Annotated in this window: 16 protein-coding genes; 10 read left to right on the forward strand and 6 right to left on the reverse strand. The window is 62.3% G+C overall.

What is annotated here, in order from left to right:
* Positions 1-103: 103 nt before the first annotated feature.
* On the reverse strand, positions 104-2809 hold the full coding sequence (locus tag ACVENA_RS06090) for a hypothetical protein (RefSeq protein WP_449328044.1): 2706 nt from the start codon (positions 2807-2809) through the stop codon (positions 104-106).
* A complete protein-coding gene (locus tag ACVENA_RS06095) occupies positions 2806-4824 on the reverse strand; it encodes a hypothetical protein (protein ID WP_449328045.1) in 2019 nt (672 codons plus the stop codon). The genes ACVENA_RS06090 and ACVENA_RS06095 overlap by 4 nt, the downstream gene beginning before the upstream one ends.
* Before the next feature lie 21 nt (positions 4825-4845).
* Here ACVENA_RS06095 and ACVENA_RS06100 point away from each other — a divergent pair, with 21 nt between their 5' ends.
* Both ACVENA_RS06100 and ACVENA_RS06105 read left to right on the forward strand, forming a co-directional pair.
* Positions 4846-6315 (forward strand): HEPN-associated N-terminal domain-containing protein, encoded by a 1470-nt coding sequence (locus ACVENA_RS06100; protein WP_449328046.1) that lies wholly within the window; start codon positions 4846-4848, stop codon positions 6313-6315.
* Positions 6316-6335: 20 nt separating this feature from the next.
* Positions 6336-6674, forward strand: coding sequence for a hypothetical protein (locus tag ACVENA_RS06105; RefSeq protein ID WP_449328047.1), 339 nt, complete (start codon positions 6336-6338; stop codon positions 6672-6674).
* Positions 6675-6713: 39 nt separating this feature from the next.
* Here ACVENA_RS06105 and ACVENA_RS06110 read toward each other — a convergent pair whose 3' ends face one another.
* Positions 6714-7688: a restriction endonuclease gene (locus tag ACVENA_RS06110; protein ID WP_449328048.1), complete on the reverse strand. Its 975-nt coding sequence runs from the start codon at positions 7686-7688 to the stop codon at positions 6714-6716.
* Between the two features lie 164 nt (positions 7689-7852).
* Between ACVENA_RS06110 and ACVENA_RS06115 the strand changes: the two genes are divergently transcribed.
* The 5 genes from ACVENA_RS06115 to ACVENA_RS06135 all read left to right on the forward strand — a co-directional run bounded on the left by ACVENA_RS06115 (position 7853) and on the right by ACVENA_RS06135 (position 11777).
* Entirely contained in the window at positions 7853-8575 is a 723-nt protein-coding gene (locus ACVENA_RS06115) for a hypothetical protein (protein ID WP_449328049.1), read from the forward strand.
* A gap of 298 nt (positions 8576-8873) precedes the next feature.
* On the forward strand, positions 8874-9230 hold the full coding sequence (gene tnpA / locus ACVENA_RS06120) for an IS66-like element accessory protein TnpA (protein ID WP_052182212.1): 357 nt from the start codon (positions 8874-8876) through the stop codon (positions 9228-9230).
* Complete coding sequence (gene tnpB, locus ACVENA_RS06125; protein WP_006963110.1) at positions 9227-9574, forward strand: IS66 family insertion sequence element accessory protein TnpB; 348 nt, start codon at positions 9227-9229, stop codon at positions 9572-9574. The genes tnpA and tnpB overlap by 4 nt, the downstream gene beginning before the upstream one ends.
* A gap of 62 nt (positions 9575-9636) precedes the next feature.
* Entirely contained in the window at positions 9637-11169 is a 1533-nt protein-coding gene (tnpC, locus tag ACVENA_RS06130) for an IS66 family transposase (RefSeq protein WP_449326736.1), read from the forward strand.
* A complete protein-coding gene (locus ACVENA_RS06135) occupies positions 11166-11777 on the forward strand; it encodes a plasmid pRiA4b ORF-3 family protein (RefSeq protein ID WP_037513771.1) in 612 nt (203 codons plus the stop codon). Before tnpC ends, ACVENA_RS06135 begins: the two co-directional genes overlap by 4 nt.
* Here ACVENA_RS06135 and ACVENA_RS06140 read toward each other — a convergent pair.
* Positions 11774-12334 (reverse strand): hypothetical protein, encoded by a 561-nt coding sequence (locus ACVENA_RS06140; RefSeq protein WP_449328050.1) that lies wholly within the window; start codon positions 12332-12334, stop codon positions 11774-11776. The two genes, ACVENA_RS06135 and ACVENA_RS06140, sit on opposite strands and share 4 nt — an antisense overlap.
* Positions 12335-12417: 83 nt before the next feature.
* Positions 12418-13410 (reverse strand): hypothetical protein, encoded by a 993-nt coding sequence (locus ACVENA_RS06145; RefSeq protein ID WP_449328051.1) that lies wholly within the window; start codon positions 13408-13410, stop codon positions 12418-12420.
* A gap of 196 nt (positions 13411-13606) precedes the next feature.
* Between ACVENA_RS06145 and ACVENA_RS06150 the strand changes: the two genes are divergently transcribed.
* Together ACVENA_RS06150 and ACVENA_RS06155 are read left to right on the forward strand one after the other, a co-directional pair.
* The gene (locus ACVENA_RS06150; protein WP_449328052.1) at positions 13607-14428 is read left to right on the forward strand and encodes a hypothetical protein; all 822 of its coding nucleotides are present in this window, start codon (positions 13607-13609) and stop codon (positions 14426-14428) included.
* Positions 14429-14590: 162 nt separating this feature from the next.
* Positions 14591-15424, forward strand: coding sequence for a hypothetical protein (locus ACVENA_RS06155; protein WP_449328053.1), 834 nt, complete (start codon positions 14591-14593; stop codon positions 15422-15424).
* On the opposite strand, the gene ACVENA_RS06160 is transcribed toward ACVENA_RS06155, so the two are convergent.
* A complete protein-coding gene (locus tag ACVENA_RS06160) occupies positions 15421-17247 on the reverse strand; it encodes a hypothetical protein (RefSeq protein WP_449328054.1) in 1827 nt (608 codons plus the stop codon). The genes ACVENA_RS06155 and ACVENA_RS06160 overlap by 4 nt on opposite strands.
* A gap of 410 nt (positions 17248-17657) precedes the next feature.
* Between ACVENA_RS06160 and ACVENA_RS06165 the strand changes: the two genes are divergently transcribed.
* Entirely contained in the window at positions 17658-22010 is a 4353-nt protein-coding gene (locus ACVENA_RS06165) for a hypothetical protein (protein WP_449328055.1), read from the forward strand.
* Positions 22011-22336: the final 326 nt, after the last annotated feature.

The raw sequence follows: 22336 nt of genomic DNA on the forward strand, positions 1-22336 counted from the left end.
CGCCAACGCGGATCTGCCGTGTCGGGCATGTCCCAATATCACACGCTCATCTCGATCGCACGCCTCGATCCAGCCGGACCAATCGGACAAATCGTCCCGCACTTCACTCGCGCCCGGCGCGCTTGAAGAGGCCCGACCATGTTGCGATCGCCAGCGATAGGGCGATCCAGGCCAAAAGCTTGTAGAGAACTGCAATCGTCCTGGCGGCGGGCAGTGTCCCCAATATCGTCCAATTCCCGAAGACCGGATAGCCGACCTGGAGCTCTGCCCGTTTGCCAGCTCCGATGACGCAGCGCGATTCCTCGCCGAAGTCGAGCGGGATCATCACGTCGAGCGGGTAGATGAAGGGGTCGATCCGATCGCTGCAGGACTGCGAACTGCCAGTCTCAGCAGCCGGCGCAATGAAAAGATCCTTCCGCTTCAGATCGAGGGTGCCGCTGACGCCCCACACCCAGATCAGCAAGATCGTGAGGGCAGCCCTGGTCCCGCTGAGCCCGTGCCCGAAGAGCGTACCGAAGATATGCGCGAACAGACGGCCGGCGACAGTTGGGCGGGCGGCGCCCTCGGCTGTGAAGGCCGATTCCAATATGGTGCGGGACGCTTCGAAAAGTCCCTGCTGTCGCAGGATCGAAGCAAGGTGGCGCGCTGGACGCGCCGAGGTCGGGTCGAAACGCCGATCGAGCCATTCGGTTCGCAGGCGTGTTATTTCCTTTGCCGTGTCCCCATTCCCGCCTGATGGATTGGCGAGCTGCCCATAAGCGAAATTGTCGAGCCCGAGCCGCGTTTCTCCCCAGCTATCGTGACGGCCGAAGCGGTCGACGAGCAACGGCGTCGTGGTCCCCGAAAGGTCGATACGTCCATCCTCTCCGGCAAGCAGATGCTCGCCGTCGATCCGCCGGTCGACCTTGATATTGATAAGGACAAGGTTCGAGCCACCGACGAGTTCGACACTCTTCCAGCTCAACGAGCCAAGCGTTGCCCCGTCGAGGGTGACATGGCCGTCGATCACGCAGGTCACTTCGTCCTCGGAGCGGAACGTTGTCGCCCATTGCAGTTTTCCTTCGACGCGCACGCCGCGCAGGTCGCAGGTTACTTCGTCTCGATTGAGCAAGCGCGTCGAATGGAAAAGGCAATCGCCGCCGAACCGCGCGCTGCTTCCGACGATGACCCCATGAAGTTCGCACTCGTGGAAAACCACGCCCGCGGCAATCGCCGCATTATGCAGGTTGAGCCTCGTCTTGGCTTCAGCAGTCCCGAAACGGACATGAGAGAAGGTCAGATCGCCGGCAATGGTCGCGCCCATTAACGAGAGTTCGCCGCCGATCATCGCGGGCGCTTGCGGCGTCCCGGCGAGCTGGAAGCCGCCGCCAATCTTGGCTCCCTGTGCGATAAGCGCCAGCCGGTTGCCGGCGTCGACCGAAACGACCGAAAATTGAGCGCCGCCACCGATCGTGGCTTCGCCCATGCGGATGTTCCCGTTCGTCACCACGACATTTTGCAGACGCATGTCGCTTCGCAGGCGAATGTGCATCAGTTCGAGCAGCACATCCTCGGGATGCGAGTAGGCCTCGGGAAGCCCGTCGCGAACCGTTGGGAGCGCGGTGCGGACGAGTTCGACATTCTCGATCTGAAGCCCGTTGGCTTCGCTGTTATCAAGCCGCAGCGGACCACTTGCCCGGATATTGTAGCATGTGATTTCTTTGGCGATCCGCGCCTGCCGGGCATTTGCGCCCGCCTCGTCGCCCGAGAAATCGAGCGATTCGAGGATCAGGCGGCCTTCGAGGTCGCAGAGATCAACATTGAGCGTCCCGGCGAAGCTTGTCGTTGCCGATGCATGGCCAATCATAACGTCGCCGCCAACGCGGCAATTGTGCAGGACGAGAAGCTCGTCCGCGCCGGAAAAGGCGGCATCGAAGCATTGGATTTGCCGGCCGATGATCGACGAGCCGAAGCGGAGCGCGCCCTCAACTTCGAGTTTCTGCAATCCGTGCGAGGTCAGGCCGCTGATATCGAGGGTTTCACGAACCTGGAGCTGGTCGCCGACGATCGCCGGCTGCCCACAGCCATCGAGTTTTGCCGCCTTGATCGCCATCGCGCCGAAATCGGCGGAGTCGACGTGGATGCGCCCATGCGCGATAAACCGGCCCTTGCCCGGACACAATCTGACCGACCCCGCCACCCGCGCGCGCGCGAGATCGAGCGCTTTGGGTTCTTCGGCGTCGCGGCCATCGAGCTCGGCTCCATCGAAGAAGGCGCTGCCCCCCACATCGATCCGGTTCGCGACGAAGCAGCCGCGGGTCCGCACATCACGTGCGGCGAAATCGCCCTCGATAAGGGCATTGGTTGCGACCACTGCGCCCCGATCGTCTGAACCGGCAAAGCTGCTGCCGCACAGCGAGACGGTCCCGCCGACACGGCTTTCGCGCATCTCGAGCCAGCGTTTGACCTTGCAAAGCTCGATCGCGACGCTGTGATCGACGCGCATTTGCGGCAGGTCGATGCAGTCGAGGCGCGAGTTGGCGATGACCAGTTGCCGCCAGTGCGACGTGCGGGCGCGAAACTGACCGAGCCGGCAGCCGAGGATTTGAAGCGACAAGGGGCCACTGCTCTCGCCGATCTCGTCAAGCAACAGGTCGCCGTCGATCACCGCGTTGTTGAGGCCGATGACGAAGGGCGGGCCGGCGTGGGCGTTCGAAAAGAGCCGGGATTTGAGTTTCTCGGCGGGAATGCGCGCGCCCTTCCAGTCGACCGATTGGCCGGAAAAGACGAGGTCGAGCTTCGCATCGACAGCGCTTGCGGGCTCGCTCATGTCATTCCCCGGCCTCGTTCGAGCGCTTCAGGAATCGCCATATTCGCTTCATAGGCTTCCACATCCATCATCGGAAATTGCATGAAGAGCCTCCGCTCGCCCATGGATGGCACCGGCATATCGACCCAGCGAACCGCGTCACGAAACGGGTCCATACCCGGAATCGCGGCAAAGATCGCCGGGAGCATCGCCTCCGCTTCTCGGGCGTCGCGATAGAGGCGCCGGGGGACGTACACCGGCGTTTGCCCGCTATTCTCGTTGAAGAGCGCAGCCCCGGACGAAAATTCGCCTCCAGCAAGAAACAGCTCGAGGAATCGCGTATCCGTAACGAGGCAATCGTCGAACGCCCATTCGATGCCATTGCTCTGGTTCACGAGAACGAGCGGCACGATGCGCATCGCCGTGGTCGCCACGCCAATGCGCTTCACCGCTTCCTCGGGATGGCGCTCGATCCAGCGCGCCTTGCGCTGCGCCTGTTTGCACGCATCCTCCAGCTTGCGCAGATAGTCGAAGCGGTCGTTCGGCTCGGAAGGGCAGACGAGACATTTGATCTCGCCCACGATGCAGGTCGAGCCGACGCGGACCAGCAGATCGATCTCTTCTCCGGCCTCGCCGGCCGCGATCGACGACAGGCCGCTTTCCGGCGCCAGAATGTCATTTGCCGACAGCGCCGTTGCCAGCCGATCCCGGTAATCGGCTTCGAAGCGCAGCCCGAAACTCGTCGTCGAGAGGTCGGGGCCACCGGCATCCTGAAGCCAGCGTTCGGTTCGCCTGAGCGGCGATCCCCACATCAGAGCCCCCGCGACCGGCATCAATTTGCCATCGGCGGTCGCGATGAGCGGCCGATGCCAAAGTCCGGTGACGAACAACTGCTTGAGGGCACCGATCGGATCGACCGCGAGGACCCCCAGCACCGCATCGGCCAGTGCCGGGTTGATGGCGAGGGCATCGATCAGCAGGCGTAAGACGGCGTCTCGATCGAGCGCGCACCTTAGCATCTCGTGATAATCCGATGCGAAGGTCGCCGGATCGAGATCGTCTGGAAGCAGGACATGGAGCGCGTCCTGGAGAATGCAGATTGCGGATTCGAGCAGGCGCGGCGTAAGCCCGGGTACTGGACCGATCTGTTGATCGAAGAAGAGGCCGAGATAGGAATCCTCGACGACCTCGAGCATCGAGCGGTGCAGTTCGGCCTGCTCGGCCGTCGGGGTGCCGAGGCGCAGCGCGCCGGTCTCGTCGGCCCCGACGACGGTGCGCGGAAGGCGGGTCACCGCGAGACCGAGATGCCGTTCGAGGTTGCGGGCAACCAAGGAATATTGCGCTGCCAATGCCTTGTCGCGATGCTCCCAAGCCTGCCAGCGCCCCATGTCTTCCGGAAACAGCGCGACGAGATGAAGACGATCCTCGGTTTCGACGAGATGCCAAGGCTCCCATAGGACTTCCTGCCATATGTGTCGGTAGCTATGCTCGAGATTGAGCATCAGCTGGGCGCGAAGCGCGATCTGATCGAGCGGGAGCGTCGGCGTGCCTGGTTCGGGTGGCGCTTCCGCCGCGATACCGAACCAATGGGGCAGCGTGTCGATCAGATTGTTGTTTGCCTGGTCGATCGGAATCTCGGGTCCGCCGCCCGCCGTGGCGACGCCGATCTCGCCGAGCGACGAATAATAGCCGGGACGCCCGCTGGCCATCGCGGTCGCGACCGCTTCGTTATGTTGCCTGCGTAGAATCACCCAGGCGCGATTGGCGTCGGCAACTGCCAGGTTGATGATCGTTTCTCGCGCGACGCCCTCGAAGAGCGGCGCAAGGTAATTGGTTCGGAGCACCCCGAGGTTCGCGCCGATAAGCCGGGCGACACGCGCGATCGTCAGGTCACGCGTGTCGAGCGCATCGTCTGCGGCAATGCGTTGCCATTCCTCGAAACGGAAGGCACGGGCGGTAGGATGAACGAGCTTCGGTTGGAGGCGACCGGTCAGTCGCCGGAATAGTACGCAATCAAGAAGCAAGGTCGATAACATCGGCGCGGACTATCAGCAAATATGGTGCGCCACCAGTTCATGCGCCTTTCTTTCGGCACCATTGCGGCGGTAAGACGGCGCTCGATCCTATTGGGCTGCGGCGTCGAAAGGGAAAGAAAAGGACGTGTCGATGAAGGAGGAAATGGGAATCTGCGCGGCGCTCACCGAGCGTCACGAGGGAGCCGGACGGCATGTAACATCGAGCGGACTGCGCTGGCGGCGGATTGTGGAGAGCGGCGAGGGAAGGCATCCCGAACCGTTCGATCGCGTCGAGCCGACGGTCTAGCGGCGACGCGATCAATGGGGACTGCCAAACGCTACTATGAAGCGATGATGGAATCGGGGCGCATCGATCCGCGACCTGGCGTCTATGTCTCGGCCGCCTGCTTCGAAGATGGCGCGCTGCGCTCCTTCATCCGCAAATCCATCACCAACCAGCCTTGCTCCTATTATTGCGGGCGCGGCAAGGTGCCGAAGGGCGCGCCTTTCGATGTCGTGACCCAATTCATCTTCGAAGGTCTTTGCTCGCGCTATGACGATGCCAATCAGGGCGTCGGCTGGGCCGATGACGAATATGTCGGCGCATCGACCTACGACAGCCTCGAACTCTGCTACGACCATCTCGACCTGACCGAATTTGCGCGTGATGGCCTGATCGACGATATTGCGGGCGCACTGCCCGATTGGACCTGGAGCGAAACCGATCCCTATGCGGCGCGCGACCATGAGGTGCTCGCGTGGAGCTGGGATCGCTTCGTCGATGTCGTGAAGCATGAGCGCCGCTACTTCTTCGAGGGGACGGCGCCGTCCGACGATGAGGAACGGATCAGGCCCAGCGAACTGCTTGCCGCCGTGGCGAACAAATGCCGCCGGGCGCGCATGATCCGCAAGCTGAAGACCGGCACCGCATTCTATCGTTGCCGCTATCGCAAGCGAGGCGAACACTTCAAGGCGCCCGCCGATCTCGGCCCGCCGCCTAAGGATCGGGCCTCGCAAAGTCGTATGAGTCCCGCCGGTATCCCGATGTTCTACGGAGCGGTCGACGAAGCGACGGCGCGCGCGGAGACGCTCGCCTCCGATAAGGATCGTCACACGATGGCACTCTTCGGACTCGGCCGGGACATTCATGTTCTTGACCTGACGCAGTCGCTCTTTATGAGCATCTTCGATCCAAGACGTCAGCCGCTTTACGACTTCGCGATCTTCATGCGGAAGTTCCTCGGCGATCTCCGGAAAAGGGTCGAAAAGGATGACCGGGTCCATATCGAATATGTGCCGACGCAGATCGTCACCGAATATTTCCGGACCTTCCTCCGGACCGCCAAGGGAAAGCCGATTGACGGCATCCTCTATCGCAGCGCCACCGACGGAGGGCGCGACTGCATCGCGCTCTTTGCGGATGCCGGCGATGTCGCGCCGGCCTTGGTAAGGACGGTCGACAGTAGGAGCGGCCATCTCCTGCAAATGCTGTCGTCGCGTGAGCACGGCTAGAATCATCCGGCGGAGGACATATGGACACGGGCATCCTCGAAATCATTGCGAATATATCGGCCATCCTCACGGCGGCGGTCGCGTCATTGGCCTACACCCGCTTTCTCTGGGGCCAACGCCGACGTCGGCGAGCGCTCGAGGCGCATCTTCGCGAAGAAGCCATCAACGATAATGATGAGGGCAAGCGATCCGTCCTGCACCTGATGGCCCATCTTGCGATGACGGAGGCTGAAGTCCTGCAGGCGGGATATCAGAGCAAGACGGTGCGGGCTGTCCCCGGCCGGGATGACCAGGGCCGGGCGGCGCGGATCTACTTTCAATATGCTCAATCCGATCGTCCGGCTCCAAAGACGCTCTGATCGGCGCTTTGGGGATCGAGTGCTGGCCCTCCTTTCGGCTCAGCCGCGCAATGTCCTGGCGATCCAATCGTCGAGCTCGTCCCGATCGACCTTTCCAAGCTGATAGCGATCGCGCTCCACCCGCGCCAACGCGCCGCTCGTGAGGAACGAGGTGGTGACGATAATCGCCTTGCTCGCGCCATGTTCGATCCGCGTATCGGCGAGTTCGCGGACCATCGATAAGCCGACCTTCCGGTCGATACGATGCTTCTTCGCCTGCCACACCGACTTCAGCAGGCCGATGCCCTCGAGATTCTTGACCGCAACGACATCGACGCCGCCGTCCTTCGAACCCTGCATCAACTCGACCTGATACCCCTCGGCCTCGAGCATCTGTGCGATCAGCCGCTCGAAATCGCGCCAGCCCAACTCATCGATCCGGACAAGCCGTTGGCTGACCTTCTCCAGTATCCCTATGCTCGGCGCCAGCGGGCGAAGCCGGGATTGCGCTGCGGGCTGACCGAGGGCGTCACGTCCGAAGAGCTCGCGGTTGAACGTGAAGCGCGTGTCGACGCCGAGCGGCGGGGTATCGGTCGCAATAAAGAGGGCGCGCGAACCAGGAAAGCGGGCGAGCGCGTCAGCGGCGAGCATGTCCGCCCGCCCGGCATCCCATTCAACATCTTCGAACACCAGGAGCCACTTCGTTCCCGGAGATTGATCGGCCAACCAGTCATCGGGATTGGCGCTCAAGCCGGCATAGGTCGCGACCGTGATCCGGTCCGCGATGGATTCAAGCGCTCGGCCCTCGGCGGGGAGCTCTTTCCGCCATTGCTCCGCAAGCATGCGGGTGCCGGCAGCAAGGAGCACGCGGTCGATGGCCCCCTCGAGCAGCAACTGCATCGCCGCGATGCGTGCCATCGAAGTCTTGCCCGACCCGGGCGGGGCGACGAGCAAGGTTCGTGGATCATTGCGTTCGACGAAACTTGACAGAAAGGCACTCTGTTCAGGCGTAAGTCCATGGGGCTGTTCGCTCATCGCGGTATTCTAGCATCTGTCACGCATGTCGCACCTTGTTCTTTGCTCCCGTCCGCAGAGCCTCTATGTTCGGAAAGGTGAGTGATGCTCCCGATTCCGCTGACGAAAAACCTCCCTGGGAAGCGCTTGAGGGCTGGGATCGCACGTTCGCGCAAATGTGGCACATGACGTTTTTGCCCGAAATCGAACGCCGCCGCGAAGCGGGGGCCATCGGGGATGACTTCCGACTCTTCATTGCGCAGGCGCTGTTTCCGCCGGAAGGCCCGAACCGGGTTCTCTTCAACGATGAAGTCGGCGGGGAAGGCTTGCTGCGCGCCCCGCGCGCGTTCGAAGCGGGCGATGTCGTCCTTCAGTCGGACACCGCGTTCCTGGAACGCTACGAGCTGCCCGACGACCTGCTCGACAATGGCCATTTCACGATCGTCAACAGCGGCGATTCGTGGCGGATGTTCTTCAATTTTCTGAGCGGCCGGGCGAAGGCCAAGGACATGCTCGAACTCGCCAGCGAATTTCTTGCCGCCGCGCGCGTCAGTCATGGCGAAGGCAATGCGGGTCCTGCCGTCGACAATCTCTTCAGTGCGGCCGAACTCGTCTCGAAAGCCGAGCTCATCTTGAAGCGCAGCCGCGCCGTGCACTCGAAAAAACACGGGATGATCGCAAGCGAGATCAATGCCTGGGCGAAGCTTGGCAATATCGATGCGAGCTTCGTCGCCCTGTTCAACAGATTGAGTCAGCAGAGGCCACAGGCGCGCTATGGCGACAAGGCACACCGGCCATCGCTTCCGGAAGCCGACAGCCTCGACCTCGTCTCGGCGATGATCGATCGCGGTCTCGACCGGGTTCGCAAGGCCACCGACCCGCTGACCCAGGCTGGGCTCGCCGACTGACTTAATCTTGGCGCGAGGCTAGAGGCGGTAGGCGGCGCGTAGGCGGTCGACGACGTCGGCGCGGCTCATCGCCACATCGAATTGCTTGGGATCGAAATCCTCTTGTCCAGCCAGCGTGTCGACGAACGCCTTCATGTCCTCGGCGACGCTTGCGGGAAGCGTAACCGTGGTGTGAAGGCCGCCTTGCGGGACGGCGTTCCGGGGTGCTGATAGCCGCTCTTTGCGAGGAGCGGTGATGAGCGAGGATATCGGAGCGGCGGGAGCGAGTGCTCTTGTGACTGGTCATATGAGTGATCGTATGAGCAGTCGGATCGCGGTCGTTGGCGGCCGTCGCCGTTGGTCGGTGGATCAGAAGCTGTCGATCCTGCGCGAGGCATTTGGCCCCGACGGCTCGGTCTCGGCGACATGCCAGCGGCACGCGGTCGGCAGCGGGCTGCTCTATACGTGGCGCCGACAGGCCCTGGCTGGCGATCTGACGGGAGCGAAGCGCACGCCGGCACCCTCGTTCGCCGAGGTGGAGGTGTCCGTTCCGGCCCCGGCAACGGCAGGCAGCGGCCAGATCGGGATCGAGCTGCCGTCAGGCGTGCGGCTCACCGTCGACGCGGCGGTCGATGCCGATGCGCTGGCCCGGGTGATGTCCGTCCTTGCCCGATGATCCCGTTACCGCCGACGACACGGATATATCTGGCCTGCGGCGCCACCGATATGCGCAAGGGGTTCGACGGCCTCGCGGTGCTAGTGCAGCAGGTGCTGGAGAAGAGTCCGCACTCGGGCGCGCTGTTCGCGTTCCGCGGCAAGCGCGGCGATCTGGTCAAGCTGCTCTGGTATGATGGCCAGGGCCTGTGCCTCTTCTCGAAGCGCATGGACCGTGGCCGGTTCGTCTGGCCGATCACCAAGGCGGGCAAGGTCAGCCTCACCGCGGCGCAGCTTTCGATGCTGCTCGAAGGCATCGACTGGCGGCGTCCCGAACGCACCGCGGCACCCTTGCTCGCAGGGTAAAAAGCGGCGGATTATCGTTAGTTTTACTGGCATTGCGGAGCCTGTTTTGCTAGGCATCCGGGGTGTCGGAACCAGCCTCTTCCATCATCGACAAGGACGCCCGGATCGCCGAGCTCGAAGCCGCTCTCGCGGCCCGCGACACGCTGATCGATACCCTCCGTCACCAGCTTGCGCAGCTTCGCCGCATGACCTTCGGCCAGTCGTCGGAGAAGCTCGCGCTGCAGATCGAGCAACTCGAGCTCGCCCTCGAGGAGCTCGAAGGCGAAGCCGAGGTCGCGGATAGCCGTACCGCCGACAGAGCACCCGCCGAGCGACCCTCGCCGGTGCGCGCTCTGCCCGATCATCTGCCGCGCGCCGAACGGCGGATCGAGCCCGAGGCCGGCAACTGCACCTGTCCCGATTGCGGCGGCGCACTGCGCCCGCTTGGCGACGACAGCGACGAGCAGCTCGATATTGCCCCGGTCCAGTGGCGCGTTATCCGCACCGTGCGGCCCAAGTATAGCTGCCGCGCCTGTGAGAAGATCGTCCAGGCACCGGCGCCAGCGAAGGCGATAGCACGCGGTAAGGCGAGCTTTGCCACGCTCGCCCATGTCGTCGTGAACAAGTTCGATCATCATCTCCCGCTTTACCGCCAGGCAGAGATGATGGCAGCGCAGGGTATCGACATCGATCGCTCCACCCTCGCCGGCTGGGCGGGCCAGGCCGCGCATCTGCTCGACCCGATCGTCAGCCGCATCCGCGAAGAAGGGCTGAAGGCCGCCAAGCTGCACACTGACGACACGCCGGTGCCGATGCTCGTGCCCGGCAAGGGCCGCACCGCGCAGGCACGGCTCTGGGCCTATGTCGTCGATGATCGCGCATCGGGCGCCGCAACCCCGGCACTCGCCTGGTATCGGTTCACCCCTGATCGCAGCGGCATCCATCCGCAGAGCGAGCTCAGATCGTTCACCGGCCTTCTCCAGGCCGACGGCTATGCCGGATATGAGAAGCTCTATGAAGGCAACCGCATCCGCGAGGTCGCCTGCTGGGCACACTTTCGCCGCAAGATCTTCGAGTGCCACCAGACGAGCCCGACGCCGCTTACCACCGACCTGCTGACACGTATCGCCGGGCTCTACCGGATCGAAGAGGATGTGCGCGGCCAGCCGCCCGATATCCGGCGCCGACAACGACAGGAGCAAGCCAGGCCGCAGATCGATGCGCTTCGCGGCGCGATCGACGACGCCCTGCGTCGTCTGTCGCCCAAGTCGGCGATGGCGAAGGCGCTTGCCTATGGCCGCAAGCGTTGGGATGCGCTCACCCGCTACATCGATGACGGCATCGCGGAGATCGACAACAATATCGCCGAGCGCGCGATCCGCGCCATCGCGATCGGCCGCAAGAACTGGCTGTTCGCCGGATCGAAGGCTGGCGGCGAACGCGCCGCTGCCACCTACTCGGTCATCGAGACAGCCAAGCTCAACGGCGTCGAGCCGCAGGCCTATATCGCCGATGTCATCGAGAAGATCGCATCGGGCTGGCCCGCCTCCCGCTGGGACGAGCTCATGCCGTGGAACTGGACAGCGCAAAGCGCACCCGTCAGCATGGCGGCATGACCGACCAGATCGCACGGATTCGCATAACGCTCGAAGACATGAAGCCCGCCATCTGGCGCCGTGTCGAACTTCCCGTCACCAACAGCCTCAAGACCCTGCACCTCGCGATCCAGGCCTGCATGCTCTTCGAGAACTACCATCTGTTCCAGTTCGACATTGGCGATGCCGCCTATGGCATCCGCTTCGATGATGACGATGCTTTCATGGTCCGCACCCGCGACGCCGCCCATATGCGCATCAACAAGCTCGTCGAGCGCGGCATAACCAGCTTCACCTACACCTATGATTTCGGCGACAACTGGCGACATCGTATCGAGATCGAAGAGATCTCATCCACCATTCCCGGCACCAATTACCCCCGCTTCGTCGATGGCGAACGGCGAGCCCCGCCCGAAGATGTCGGTGGCACACCAGGGTTCGAAGAGTTCCTTGAGGCCATGTCCAAGCCGCGTCATCCCGAACGCAAATCCATGATCGAATGGTATGGCCGACCCTTCGACCCCGCCGATATCAGCCCCGACGAGATCAGCGCACGCATGGCAAAGCTCGCCAAGCGAAGGGCGCAGGGAAAAGCCGCCTACGCCGACGCTAAATCCCGCGACAGCTAATCGATGGCGGTTTCCTGACCACGCTTACCGGGAAGCTCGTAAGTGGTGCCTGCGGGCAGCAGTTGGAGCATGCGCGCGACATCGTTGCGATGCTTCTTGATATCCTTTTGGCTCACGTCTTCGCCTGCCGCCTTGCGTGCGGTGAGGTCGGTACAGGCGCGCGCCTTGAACGGGATGATCGCTTCTTCCTGGAGTACCGGGATTCCTTGGAGGTTGCGCACCATCGACTTCAAGAAGGCGTAATAGTCGGGATTGAGCAGGATGGCCGAAAGGCTCGCGGCGGTTTCTCCTATGGATAGACGGGCGAGCATGTCGCCATCCTTGATCGGCAAGCCTTCTGGCGCATTGGAGAAGAGCTCGATCATCGCAGGATAGTCGCCGGCGGGCTTTGCGAAGCGGTAGAGAATGCGATCACCTTCGCTGCGTTCGCGGATTTCATACCGGCCTGCCTCGATAAACGCCATGAATCGATCGGCAAAGGCCGGGTCGAGCGCTTCGACAATCAGGACGAGATCGAGGTCCTTGGTCGCCCGGAACGGAAGGCCCGCTTCGTCCATGATCAGTTCGCAAGCAGCGCCGCCGATCAGGACGAATTGATGCTCATGTCCCGCGAAATGATCACGAAAACGCTCGATACCGACTACCATCCAAGGGGCTCCAGAAGTTGTTCCGCCGCGAGCGCGACGCGTTCGTCGGGGTTGTCCCGCACCGACAGATACAGGGAAATCCGATCGGCTATCAGATGGTCGACCAGCGGTAGCGGGTTATATCGCCATGTTTCGATTTCGACCACGTCTTCCTCGCCGTCCCAGGCTTCTTCGACGGCGAGCTCGCGGACGAGGCCTTTCCACGACGTCGCATCGACCGCATATCGCTCGATGCGGGGCGGCGCGAGCATCGTATAGCTGGACAGCGCGCTGAGCCCGGCCAGCACAAGCTGATCCGAGGACAGTCGGCCGCGGACGGTCCGCAGCTTGCGGACAGGCGACCTCAGTCGCTGCTCGGTTGCGCGCCACAAATCGGCGCCTTCCGCGCGGAAGCGGACGCGGCGCTGGCGTGACTGGCGGAAGGTCTTGATCAACCCCAGCGTTTCGAGTTCGTCAAACGCCCGGCTCACACTCATCAAGGCCAGATCAAATCGTTTTGCCAATTCGCCGAGGCTGGCGCTGTCGATGTCCATGCCATGAAGACGGGCAATTGTGATGAGCTGCGCCGTGGGCGAGAGTTGATCGGCGGGCGGGGGCTTTGGCCTTTGGGGGTGCTCGCTCAGCGCCAGCAGCAGCTCGGGAACATAGATTTGGTGTTTCGGGCAAAGAAATGCGGCCTTGTGGGCGATCAGCCGGTCGCGAAGCGCAGCGGGCAGCGTTTCGAGCAGCAGGATGATCGGCATGCCGGACAGATGCTGGCGCGCCGTCCCTTGGTGCTTCGCAATGTCCCCTGGCGCTGCCCACGGCTCATCCGGCTGCATGAACAGCACGCGCTGCCCGAGTATTTCGGCATCCCAAAAACGGTAGCGATCAAGCAGGAAATGGGGGAGGTTGCGGGGTGCGGCTGGTGTGAGGTCGACGGGCATGTTGAAGGCACCGGCTAAATAGGCGGCGGCTTCGCTGGCGATCCTGTCGGCACTCTTCATGCTGATATCCTAACAATAGGATTAGTTCTTATCACTACAGATGTTAAGATACAATTCCAATGATATGCTGGCTGGCCAATCCTAAGCTTGGCTCATTGGCTCGACCAATGTGGGTCGTCAGGGGGCGGCATAGCCCACACGTCTCATGACATCGACGTCTGCGTCCGGTAAGCCGAGCGAGGAGGGAAGGACGCCAATGAAAGTCGTGAAATATCTGTCAGGGAATTGGGAGCGCGTGCTGTTTGCGCTGGTCGGCATCGCCTGCCTTACGTTCGGCTTTGTTTTCATCTTCGATGAGAAGATCACCAGCGCCTCGGCAGTTTTTGCGATCGGTTTCTTCAGCTTTCTCTATTCGAACCTCGCGCGGTTCAAACGCTTCAAAGGTCTGGGCTTCGAAGCCGAGCTTTGGGAGGACAAGCAAAGGGAGGCTGCCGATCTCATCGATCGGTTGAAGAATGTCGTCGCGATATACAGCCGCGAGGTGGTCATGGCACAGGTGATGCGCGGGCGCTGGAGCAGCGGCGCCGATTGGAAGGCAAACTGGCTGCTCTACGACGAACTCGTCGGACAACATGATGCGCTCGGGCAGAAGATCGACTTTGCGCCTTTGAAGCGAGACATCGACCAAGTCTTTCTGTTCGACATGAGCCATCATTTGGGGTCGGCGCTCCAGAAGTCGGTCGAAAACGCTCGTTCGGAAGCGCGAAAGAAGATCGAGACAGAATTCGGAAGCTCGGTCCGCGACAATGCGGGTCATAACGCGCACTACACCCAATTTCGCAAAATCCGGTTCGACACCAAAGATATGTATTCGCGACGTAGCGAGAATCTCGCGCAAGATTTGCTCGATCAGGCCGCGAAAGCGAAAGAGGCCTTTCAACGCGATTTTGGGATCGAGGTCCATTTTGACGACGAAGTGCTGCGACACCTTGCGCGTGTCTCGCAGTGGTTTGCGGAGCAGCCGCTGTCCGTCACCGATGAGATGATCGGCATGGCCGAGAAAGAGAGCGTTGATTGAGCGGGCGATTGCTTTGACGTGGGGGTGACATGGTTTGATTTTCCAGCTTCCACACGCTCGATCCGGTAGCGCACAATATCGTTCTGGACCTGCTTGCGAAAGCCGACGAACAGCCATTCGCGCGATATGCGTTTTTCAGTCGTTGCGCACGGGGAGGTGTGGGTGACAATCGTGCGCAGGATCGTCGACAGCAATTATTTGCGAACGCCGGAGCTTGAGGAATATCTTTCCACGTCGCCCCAAAACATGGTGGTGGTTACCGAGTTCGTCCTGCTCGAAGCCCATAAACGCGAGCCCCTGATTACCCTGCCATGCTCGATCGCCATCCTCTCGCGGTTCACGCGGCAGGTCGAAATACTGCGGTCGTCCGAAGACCTGATGCGGTTTCAGGGGCGGTCCGCGGGGTTGCAGCGGCGGCTGATCGATCGCCAGAAGTCTGCGGAATTCTCGCGCTTCTGCCGCCGCGTGCGACAAGCGGTGGACGGCGATGCTTCGTCCAACGCCCAAATTGAAGCGACAGCGGCACTGGCCGCGCGGCATATCGACAGCCTGACCGAAGCTGCTCCCACGATCATCACGCTGTTTCAAGGGCAGGCCGCGCGCTTCACGACCGGCGAAATCGCGGCGCTGCGGACGAAGCAGCCGCGATCCGCCGCCGTTCAGGCCAAGCTTTTCGACCTGATCTTCCGGAGCAGCATCGACATCGCGCAGAGCACGAAAGTTTTGCCCGAGCGCATGGCGCCGGGTGAAATCGTCAATCTCCCCGTGTTCCGCTATTGCCTGTGCATGGCCTTGCTCTTTATCCGCTGGGTCGAGGAGGGGCGCAGCGCCACCTTGCCCAAAGCGCGCATCGCCAATGATGTTATCGATGCGAATATCGCCGCCTATGCCACCTTCTTCGACGGGGTGCTCAGCAACGACCGAAAGCTTCGGGCGCTCGAACGCGAAGCCCGGTTCCTGATCGACGCGCTCAGGCAGCATCCGCCGCGTGCCTAGCTTGACCCGGGCGTCTCGTCGGCGTCTGGCAGTGTCGGCAATGCGATCGCACCCGGCCACACAAATCGCACTTGGGTTGCGTCGCGCGGCAAGACAATCCGGGCTTGCTTCGCGAGGCTCGCGGGCCAATCCACCGGGGCGTCGAGCTCGGGCGCGAGTTTGAGAAGCAATGTCTGCAATTCCTCGATCCACTCGGACGCACTGCGATCTACCCGTAAGATGGTCGTCGCAATCTCGAGAAAATCGGCAACGAGCGGTGCGGTCCCACCGACAGAAAAGCTCCTCGCGAGGCCATCACCGAACCAGCGCACCGTGACCGAAACCCATGCACATTCGCTTGTGCTCGCGCAGACCCTGATCGACCCGACGAGGTCATGCGCCAGAGCGACCCAGTCTTCCTGCTTCGCCGGCATCCCCGGCAGGAGGATCGGGCTGATGTTGACCACCGGGGATTCCCAATGCAGCAGCCCGAATCGATCCTGATCGGTGTAGGATCCGACCAGCTCGCCGAGCGGGCCGGGCCCGGCCTCCACGAATCTAATTGGTTGCCCGTCCCACTCGATAACCTCGTCGGGCGAGGCGGAGAGAGTCGGCGGTCCATCCCGCGCCGCTATTTCATAGCTGACATAGAATGCGAGCGCCGGCGTCTGCCGGTCGGCCGTTTCCCGGGGCGGAGAGGGAAGTGGGGTGTCTGCCTCGGACGGTGCGCCGAGATATTCGGGAACCAGCGGGTTGCCGCGGTAGAAATCGGACAGGACGCGTTTCCACTGCGGAACCGGAATTTCGCCGTCGAGCCGGAACAGCTTGTTATAGGATGAGCGTTTGCCGGCGCGGTCGATACGAAGATCGATGCGCTCGAGATAGGCGTCGCCCCCATAGGCCCTGATCGCGCCGTCGAAATGCGAGATATGACGGGCATCCGCATCATATTCGGCGTGGGCGTACCGGCACCCGAAATTGTTATCGCCGAGCCCGACACTCGGCTGCTCGATCAACTCTTCGATCTCAAACGTCCGGATTTGCGCTGCGCCCCGCCGTTCCGGATCCTTCCACCAGAGCTGTGTCTTGTCGATCTCGGAATATTCCCGCTCTCGCCCGCTGCTCTTGTGCTCCGTGACTCCTGTCGGGATCGTTGAGATATCGTCATTGTATGATGGGCCGTTCCACCATTCGAGTTCCATGATCGGACGCACGCTGCCGGGATGCCCCACCATATCGGGATCGAGGCGCAGGCGGCCCCGCACCTCCTCGGTTTCGGCCGCCGCGCAGAAGCTGCGCAGAACATATTGGTTGAGGCAGTTGCGTCTCGACAGATTTCGCCTGAAAAAGGGATGAGCGAACAGAATCAAATCGCGCGACCGCTCGTGAAACACGCCGGGCTCGACTTGTTCGGCAACGCTCAACAGGGCGTCCAGATCGATGAGGCCATCCTTGTCGACGATGGGGCTTTCCGGATCGAACAGGTCCGGAAATATCGCTGCGGCGAGCCCGGGCGCGCACAACGCGGCCGCCTCGCTGCATTCGACCTTGCAGTCGTCACCGGCGAAACCGACCAACCGATCCCGAAGCTCGGCAAGATGGGGGGTAGCGCGACGTTCCTCGGCATGCTCGCGGAAGGCTTCGCGCAATTTGCCGAATTGCTCCAGTTCCTCGGTCGTCTCGGCGCCGAGCATCAGCGCCACCTGCCGCGCCATATCTTTCGCGACATAGACACCCTTGGGCAGCGCCCAACCGATAAGCCGGTGCTTATCATGCGACATGTTGATGGGAACGCCTGCCGGGGCGCCCATTTTCAGACTGTCGAGCAACTGCGTCTCGATCATGCTGGCGAGCCCCGCAATCGCGAAGGCTGTCATTTGGCGGGTCACGGCGTCGGTCGCGACAACGGCAGGGTCTAATTTCATAAAATCTTCTCTAAGGATAAGAAGGCGAGGGCACCCGCGGCGCGCGACCTCGCCCACCAGGAATGTGGGGGAGGTCAGTGGCCGCAATCCTTAGCGGTTCAGCCGTGCCCTGCCGCGAGGCGGGCCAGCGTCTTTTCGGGCATCCTTGTCTGATGCCGGACCTGACATCATGGAAAATAGGCATCTGCCGGCGCCGTTCAAGGCCAAATTTCACGCGACCTTGCCAAACGGCAGCGACGCATATTCTCCCCAAAGCGGCATCGAAGCGAGTTGAACACGAAGGGGCGAGGTTCTAGCGAAGGCGCTATGGGGATGGGGTGGCGAATGGAGTGGCGAAATTGCCGACTCGACGTGGGCATGCGGTGCTGCGCGCGATCGACGAGGCGCTGACGATGGATAGCGATCGCCGCCCGCCCGACTTCATCGAACTCGACCGCCGCTTCGTGTCCCACACCCGTCATGACGAGGACGGCGACAGCATATGGGCCGAGGTTCTGGCGGATCGGGAGGAGCGCCGCGACTGGGCTTGGCTATTGGGCCATCGCACGGTGGCATTGCTCGCCGAGGCGGGCGCAGGGAAATCCTATGAGTTCCGAGCTCAGACCGATCGCCTCAATGCGGCTAGGCGCCCGGCCTTCTACCTGAGGATCGAGAGACTCCTTGGTGAGAGCATCGACGCAGCGTTTGAGTCGACGGCCCAGGGCAGCCTCTTTCAGGCATGGCGTGGTTCGGGACGCGAGGCTGTCTTCTTTCTTGATTCGGTCGACGAAGCCAAACTCCCGAAGGGCAAGGGTGCGGAGCCGCTGCGCGACGCGCTTGCGACGCTTGAACGCGCGGTCGGGAGCGATTTCGCCCGATCCAGCGTCGTCATTTCCTGCCGCGCGAGCGAATGGCACGGCGATACGGAGGAAAGCCACGTCAACGCCTTCGCCGCGCGGCAAGTTGCCGCCCGCAATCGCCTGAACCTCCCGCCTGACAAGAAGAATGGCCTAGCGAGCCTGACCTTTGCGCCGCTCGATCGCGATCGCGTGCGCATGATCGCGATCGCGATCGACAGCGAACAGAGCGCGAGCGAGCTGCTTTCGGCGCTCGATGCCGAACAGCTTTGGGACGAGGTTCGCACTCCGATGGATGCCGTGCATTTCGCGAGCCTTTTTGCCGCGGCATTGGGCGAGCCGGCCAAGCGGACGTTGCTTCGTTCGCGTACCGCGATCTTCGAAGCATCGGTCAACCGACGTCTTGTCGATGGCGCGGACAGCCGCAGCCGGATCGAACTTAGTCTCGATACGGCTTGGAAAGCTGCATCTCTCTTGGCTTTTGCCGTCGTTGTCATGGAAGCTCGCGACCTTGGGTTTGACAAGGGCGATGCCGGCGCACTCGACGCGACGGCGCTGCTTGCCGAACCGCCCCTTGCGCTTTCCGTTAATGATGTGCGGCAGCTGCTGGCCACACCGTTGTTCACCCCAGCGGGGCGTGGCCGTGTCCGCTTCTACCGTCCCGAGATCGAGTCGATGCTGGCCGCTCGCTTTCTCGAGCCCCAGCTCGGACTGGTACCGGCAACGAAGCTCTTCAAATCCTTCAGTGCCACGACGTTCGGGATGTCTTTCGTTCCGCAGAGGTTCGGAGGCATGCTCGCCTGGCTCGGAGCGCGTGACCAGACTATTCTTCGTTTGACGACCGCGGTCGCTCCGCATTTCATCATCGAGGATGGCGATCCGCGCGCGCTGGCGACCGGGGATCTCATTTCTGCCCTTGAACGCCATGTCGGCGAAACCCATCGCAATCTGGATCCCGGTTTCTATTTCGAGAGTGCTGCGATCGCACGCTTTGCCGAGCCTGAACTTGAGCCTACCGTAGTTGCCTTGGCGCAAGCGACCAAGGTCGCCGAAACGCGCATCCACTTGCTCCAGATGATCCGGATGGGGCGATATCGCTCCGCGGCCGACTGGGTCGAGCATATTTGCGGCGATGGCTTCACGCCTACCGACGTCCGCCTCTATGCTATTCGAGCCCTCATCGCCTGCGGGACGGGTGCTCATTTGCGCCGCTTGGCCGATACGCTTTTGACGTGGGGCGCCCCTCTCGCGGCGGGTCGGCATGCCGACTTCTCGCAGCGGCGCGAGGACGATATCCGTATCCAATTGATTGGCGCGGCCTATCCGCACGAAATCGGTGTCGACACCATGTTGCTGCTGCTGGCGCAGGTCCGGGGCCGCGAGTTTTCCCGCGACAGCGAGATCGTTGCGGCGCTTGCCGAGCGCACGCCCGAAGCCGACATATTGAAACTGCTCGCAGGCTTGGAGCGCTTGGCCTGGGCTTCGTTCCCGCGCGTGTTGTTCGGTCACGATTCTCCAGTTCTCACGCGGCGCGCAGCACTGGTTTTCGACGGGCTTTCGACCATCATCGCGCGAGCGGTCCGCTTGGTGCCCCAAGAGGTACGGGTCGAAAGCATCGACGCGTGCTTTACGGCAAGCCGCTACTCACGGCTCGATCGGGACCGCGAAGATTGGGATGCGCTCGTCGATGCGCTCGCCGACGCGCCCAGCATGCGCGCGCGCATGATCCAGGCCGCGGTCGATGCGGAGGGACCGCATCACCCGCTGTTCGGGGTCGCGGATCGGCTCGCGAAAGTTTGGCAGAACCACCCCGAAGCGCTCGAAGCCGATCTCCGGTTCGGTGTCGATGGCTATGCCGCTGCGCCGGAATCCCATCGCGGCCGCTGGGCCGAATTTCTGCTCAACTGGGTATCCCCTATCACGCGCGCGAGGCATCGCCGCTTGGCCGCCAGGCTGGTCTGGCTTGCGCTTCGACATCCCGCTGGGATCGATTCCGGAACCTTCAAGTCGGCGCGCTGGCACCCATTTACGGGCCTTGTTCGAAGATGGCGCCGCTTCCGGATGCGCAGCTGGGGCTATCGCCGCCGTCGCCTTGCCGAATTCTGGTTCGAGCGGAAAGAAGCCGTGGCGCGTCCGTTGCGCGTGCTGCGTCGCTGGAAACGCTTGGGCGAGGGGAAAGAGCTCGGGTTGCTTCTTTCCTATCTCTTCGAGGAGGATTTTGACGTCGTAGAGCAGGAGCGGCTCATCGAACGCCGCGGCGAACGTCTTGGTAATCAGCTTGTCGCTGGCACCAAGGCTTGGGTTCGCTCGATGTTGCCCGATATCCGTTATAAATATGAGATACGTCAATTGGTGGAATCGGGATTGCGGTGGCTCCATCGTTCCGATCCCAATTTCGGCAACGCGCTTACCGAGCCGGTGAAGCTATCCGCGCTTCAGCATTATCTTCGGGAGAGTGGCAGTCCCGATCCATGGGTCGCGGCGTTGGCGCAGACCGATATTGGCTTCTGGCAGCGCTCGGCCGCCGACATTCTCCTCGGCGAACTGGCTGTGCGCGCGCGCCTGGACCCCGAATACTCCAATACGTCGCTCGGTCAGCTGGATTTGCTCCCAAACAATCTCCAGGCGCTCATGGCCCCCACGCTGCTGGAATGGGCCGAAGCGAACCCCGTAATGGCGCGGCGCGATATCGAAACGCTGGCCGACGTTGTTGTCTCAGAGTCGGCGCTGTTGGCGAGGCTGGTCCGCCTAGCGCGTCGTGCCGCGCTTTCGTCGTTCTGGGAAGGCCAACTGCCCCGGGCGCTCCGGTGGCTGGTCGTCTGGGCGCAGCACGACGTCGCGGCCATCGACGAATATTGTGATTGGCTGGCACGCTTCCGCGGCGACGAAGCAGCCGAACATCAGATCATCATGGCCCTCGGCAAGCTACTCGGCGGTCGTCGGGGGCGCAACCTGCCGACGATCGCCGAGCTTCCGAGCGACAGGCGCTTGAAAATAGCGCTGCTCATCCACGAGATCGTGCGTTTTGAGGATGACGAGCCTATATCCGAAGGTGTTCAGACGATCACGCCCCGGCGCGAGCGCGAGGACGTTCGCCGCGCCGCACAAGATTATCTCGGAGCCGATTATACTGCCAATGGCCGTCAGGCCTTGCTGACCTTCATCGATACCGTCATCGAACCGCATAATCCGGTGTGGGCCCAGGACTGGCGGGCCGGTCACGCGCACGCAGCGGGCAAGCGTCCGCCCTGGACTCGCGACGAGTTCGGACAATTCATCGCGCGCCGCCTCATCCCTCCACGCAACGGTGACGAACTGGCGGCGAGAATTGCCGAGGAGATCGACGCGATTGCGGAAGCACTCGATCATTCCGAATTCGACCGCCGTGCCCTCCTAAACCCGAAGATCGGCGAGAGCGATTTTCGCGCCTGGCTCGGCCACGAACTCGACCAACGGATCCAGCCATGGGCTGCGATCACGCAGGAAACGGTCACGCGCAGCGAAAAGCGCACCGATTTGCGTATCGAGCTACGTCATGGGGACCGCGCGGTCCTCGTCGTCGAAATAAAGCTCGTCCATCGATGGTCGCGCGCGAACCTTCTCGACAAGATCGAGTCCCAACTCGCAAACCAATATCTGATTGGAAACTCCCGCATTAGGCATGGGATATATTTGCTCGCCGACGTCGGTGCCCCCCTGCGGGGCAAGCTTGCTGATCGCAGCAGGCCCGACCTCCCCGCCTTCCTTGCGCTGGCTCGTGCCGACGCCGCGAGGCTTAGCGTTGCGGGTGGCCGTCGGATCGAGGCGCAGCTTTTTTCGGTGATGCGACCGACCGCTGTTCCGTGATGTCTCCATCATCTCTTGCTGTCGGAAGCTACTGATCGTGAGTAAGGAATCCGGATCATTCCTCACGTTCCTGCAGCCTCCCGGAGCAGTCCTATTTAGCCTCGCTTGAGCCGCCCCGTAATTCTGCCGAGGAAACGATTATGCGCTAAGCCAGATGGCCGGGAGGCGGTTTGAATATCGCCCTCGACCCTTCGGTCCTCTCGATTCTGTCGTCTAGCGGCGCAGGAACGCGATACTCTCCAGTGCCGCCCTATCGAGTTGCTGCTTAAACCAGAAACCGCCGCGCTGTCCGCGCGACCAGCGTATGAGCGCGCGTCGGCGAAGGT

Source organism: Sphingopyxis sp. 550A, assembly GCF_053569535.1.

Excerpts from the sequence above, each read along its gene's own strand:
- ACVENA_RS06160 (WP_449328054.1), bottom strand. The coding sequence starts at position 17,247 with ATGATCGAGACGCAGTTGCTCGACAGTCTGAAAATGGGCGCCCCGGCA.
- ACVENA_RS06100 (WP_449328046.1), top strand. The coding sequence starts at position 4,846 with ATGGTGCGCCACCAGTTCATGCGCCTTTCTTTCGGCACCATTGCGGCG.
- ACVENA_RS06135 (WP_037513771.1), top strand. The coding sequence starts at position 11,166 with ATGACCGACCAGATCGCACGGATTCGCATAACGCTCGAAGACATGAAG.
- ACVENA_RS06090 (WP_449328044.1), bottom strand. The coding sequence starts at position 2,809 with ATGAGCGAGCCCGCAAGCGCTGTCGATGCGAAGCTCGACCTCGTCTTT.
- ACVENA_RS06095 (WP_449328045.1), bottom strand. The coding sequence starts at position 4,824 with ATGTTATCGACCTTGCTTCTTGATTGCGTACTATTCCGGCGACTGACC.
- ACVENA_RS06150 (WP_449328052.1), top strand. The coding sequence starts at position 13,607 with ATGAAAGTCGTGAAATATCTGTCAGGGAATTGGGAGCGCGTGCTGTTT.
- ACVENA_RS06140 (WP_449328050.1), bottom strand. The coding sequence starts at position 12,334 with ATGGACGAAGCGGGCCTTCCGTTCCGGGCGACCAAGGACCTCGATCTC.
- ACVENA_RS06110 (WP_449328048.1), bottom strand. The coding sequence starts at position 7,688 with ATGAGCGAACAGCCCCATGGACTTACGCCTGAACAGAGTGCCTTTCTG.
- tnpA (WP_052182212.1), top strand. The coding sequence starts at position 8,874 with ATGAGCAGTCGGATCGCGGTCGTTGGCGGCCGTCGCCGTTGGTCGGTG.
- ACVENA_RS06115 (WP_449328049.1), top strand. The coding sequence starts at position 7,853 with ATGACGTTTTTGCCCGAAATCGAACGCCGCCGCGAAGCGGGGGCCATC.
- ACVENA_RS06105 (WP_449328047.1), top strand. The coding sequence starts at position 6,336 with ATGGACACGGGCATCCTCGAAATCATTGCGAATATATCGGCCATCCTC.
- ACVENA_RS06145 (WP_449328051.1), bottom strand. The coding sequence starts at position 13,410 with ATGAAGAGTGCCGACAGGATCGCCAGCGAAGCCGCCGCCTATTTAGCC.
- tnpB (WP_006963110.1), top strand. The coding sequence starts at position 9,227 with ATGATCCCGTTACCGCCGACGACACGGATATATCTGGCCTGCGGCGCC.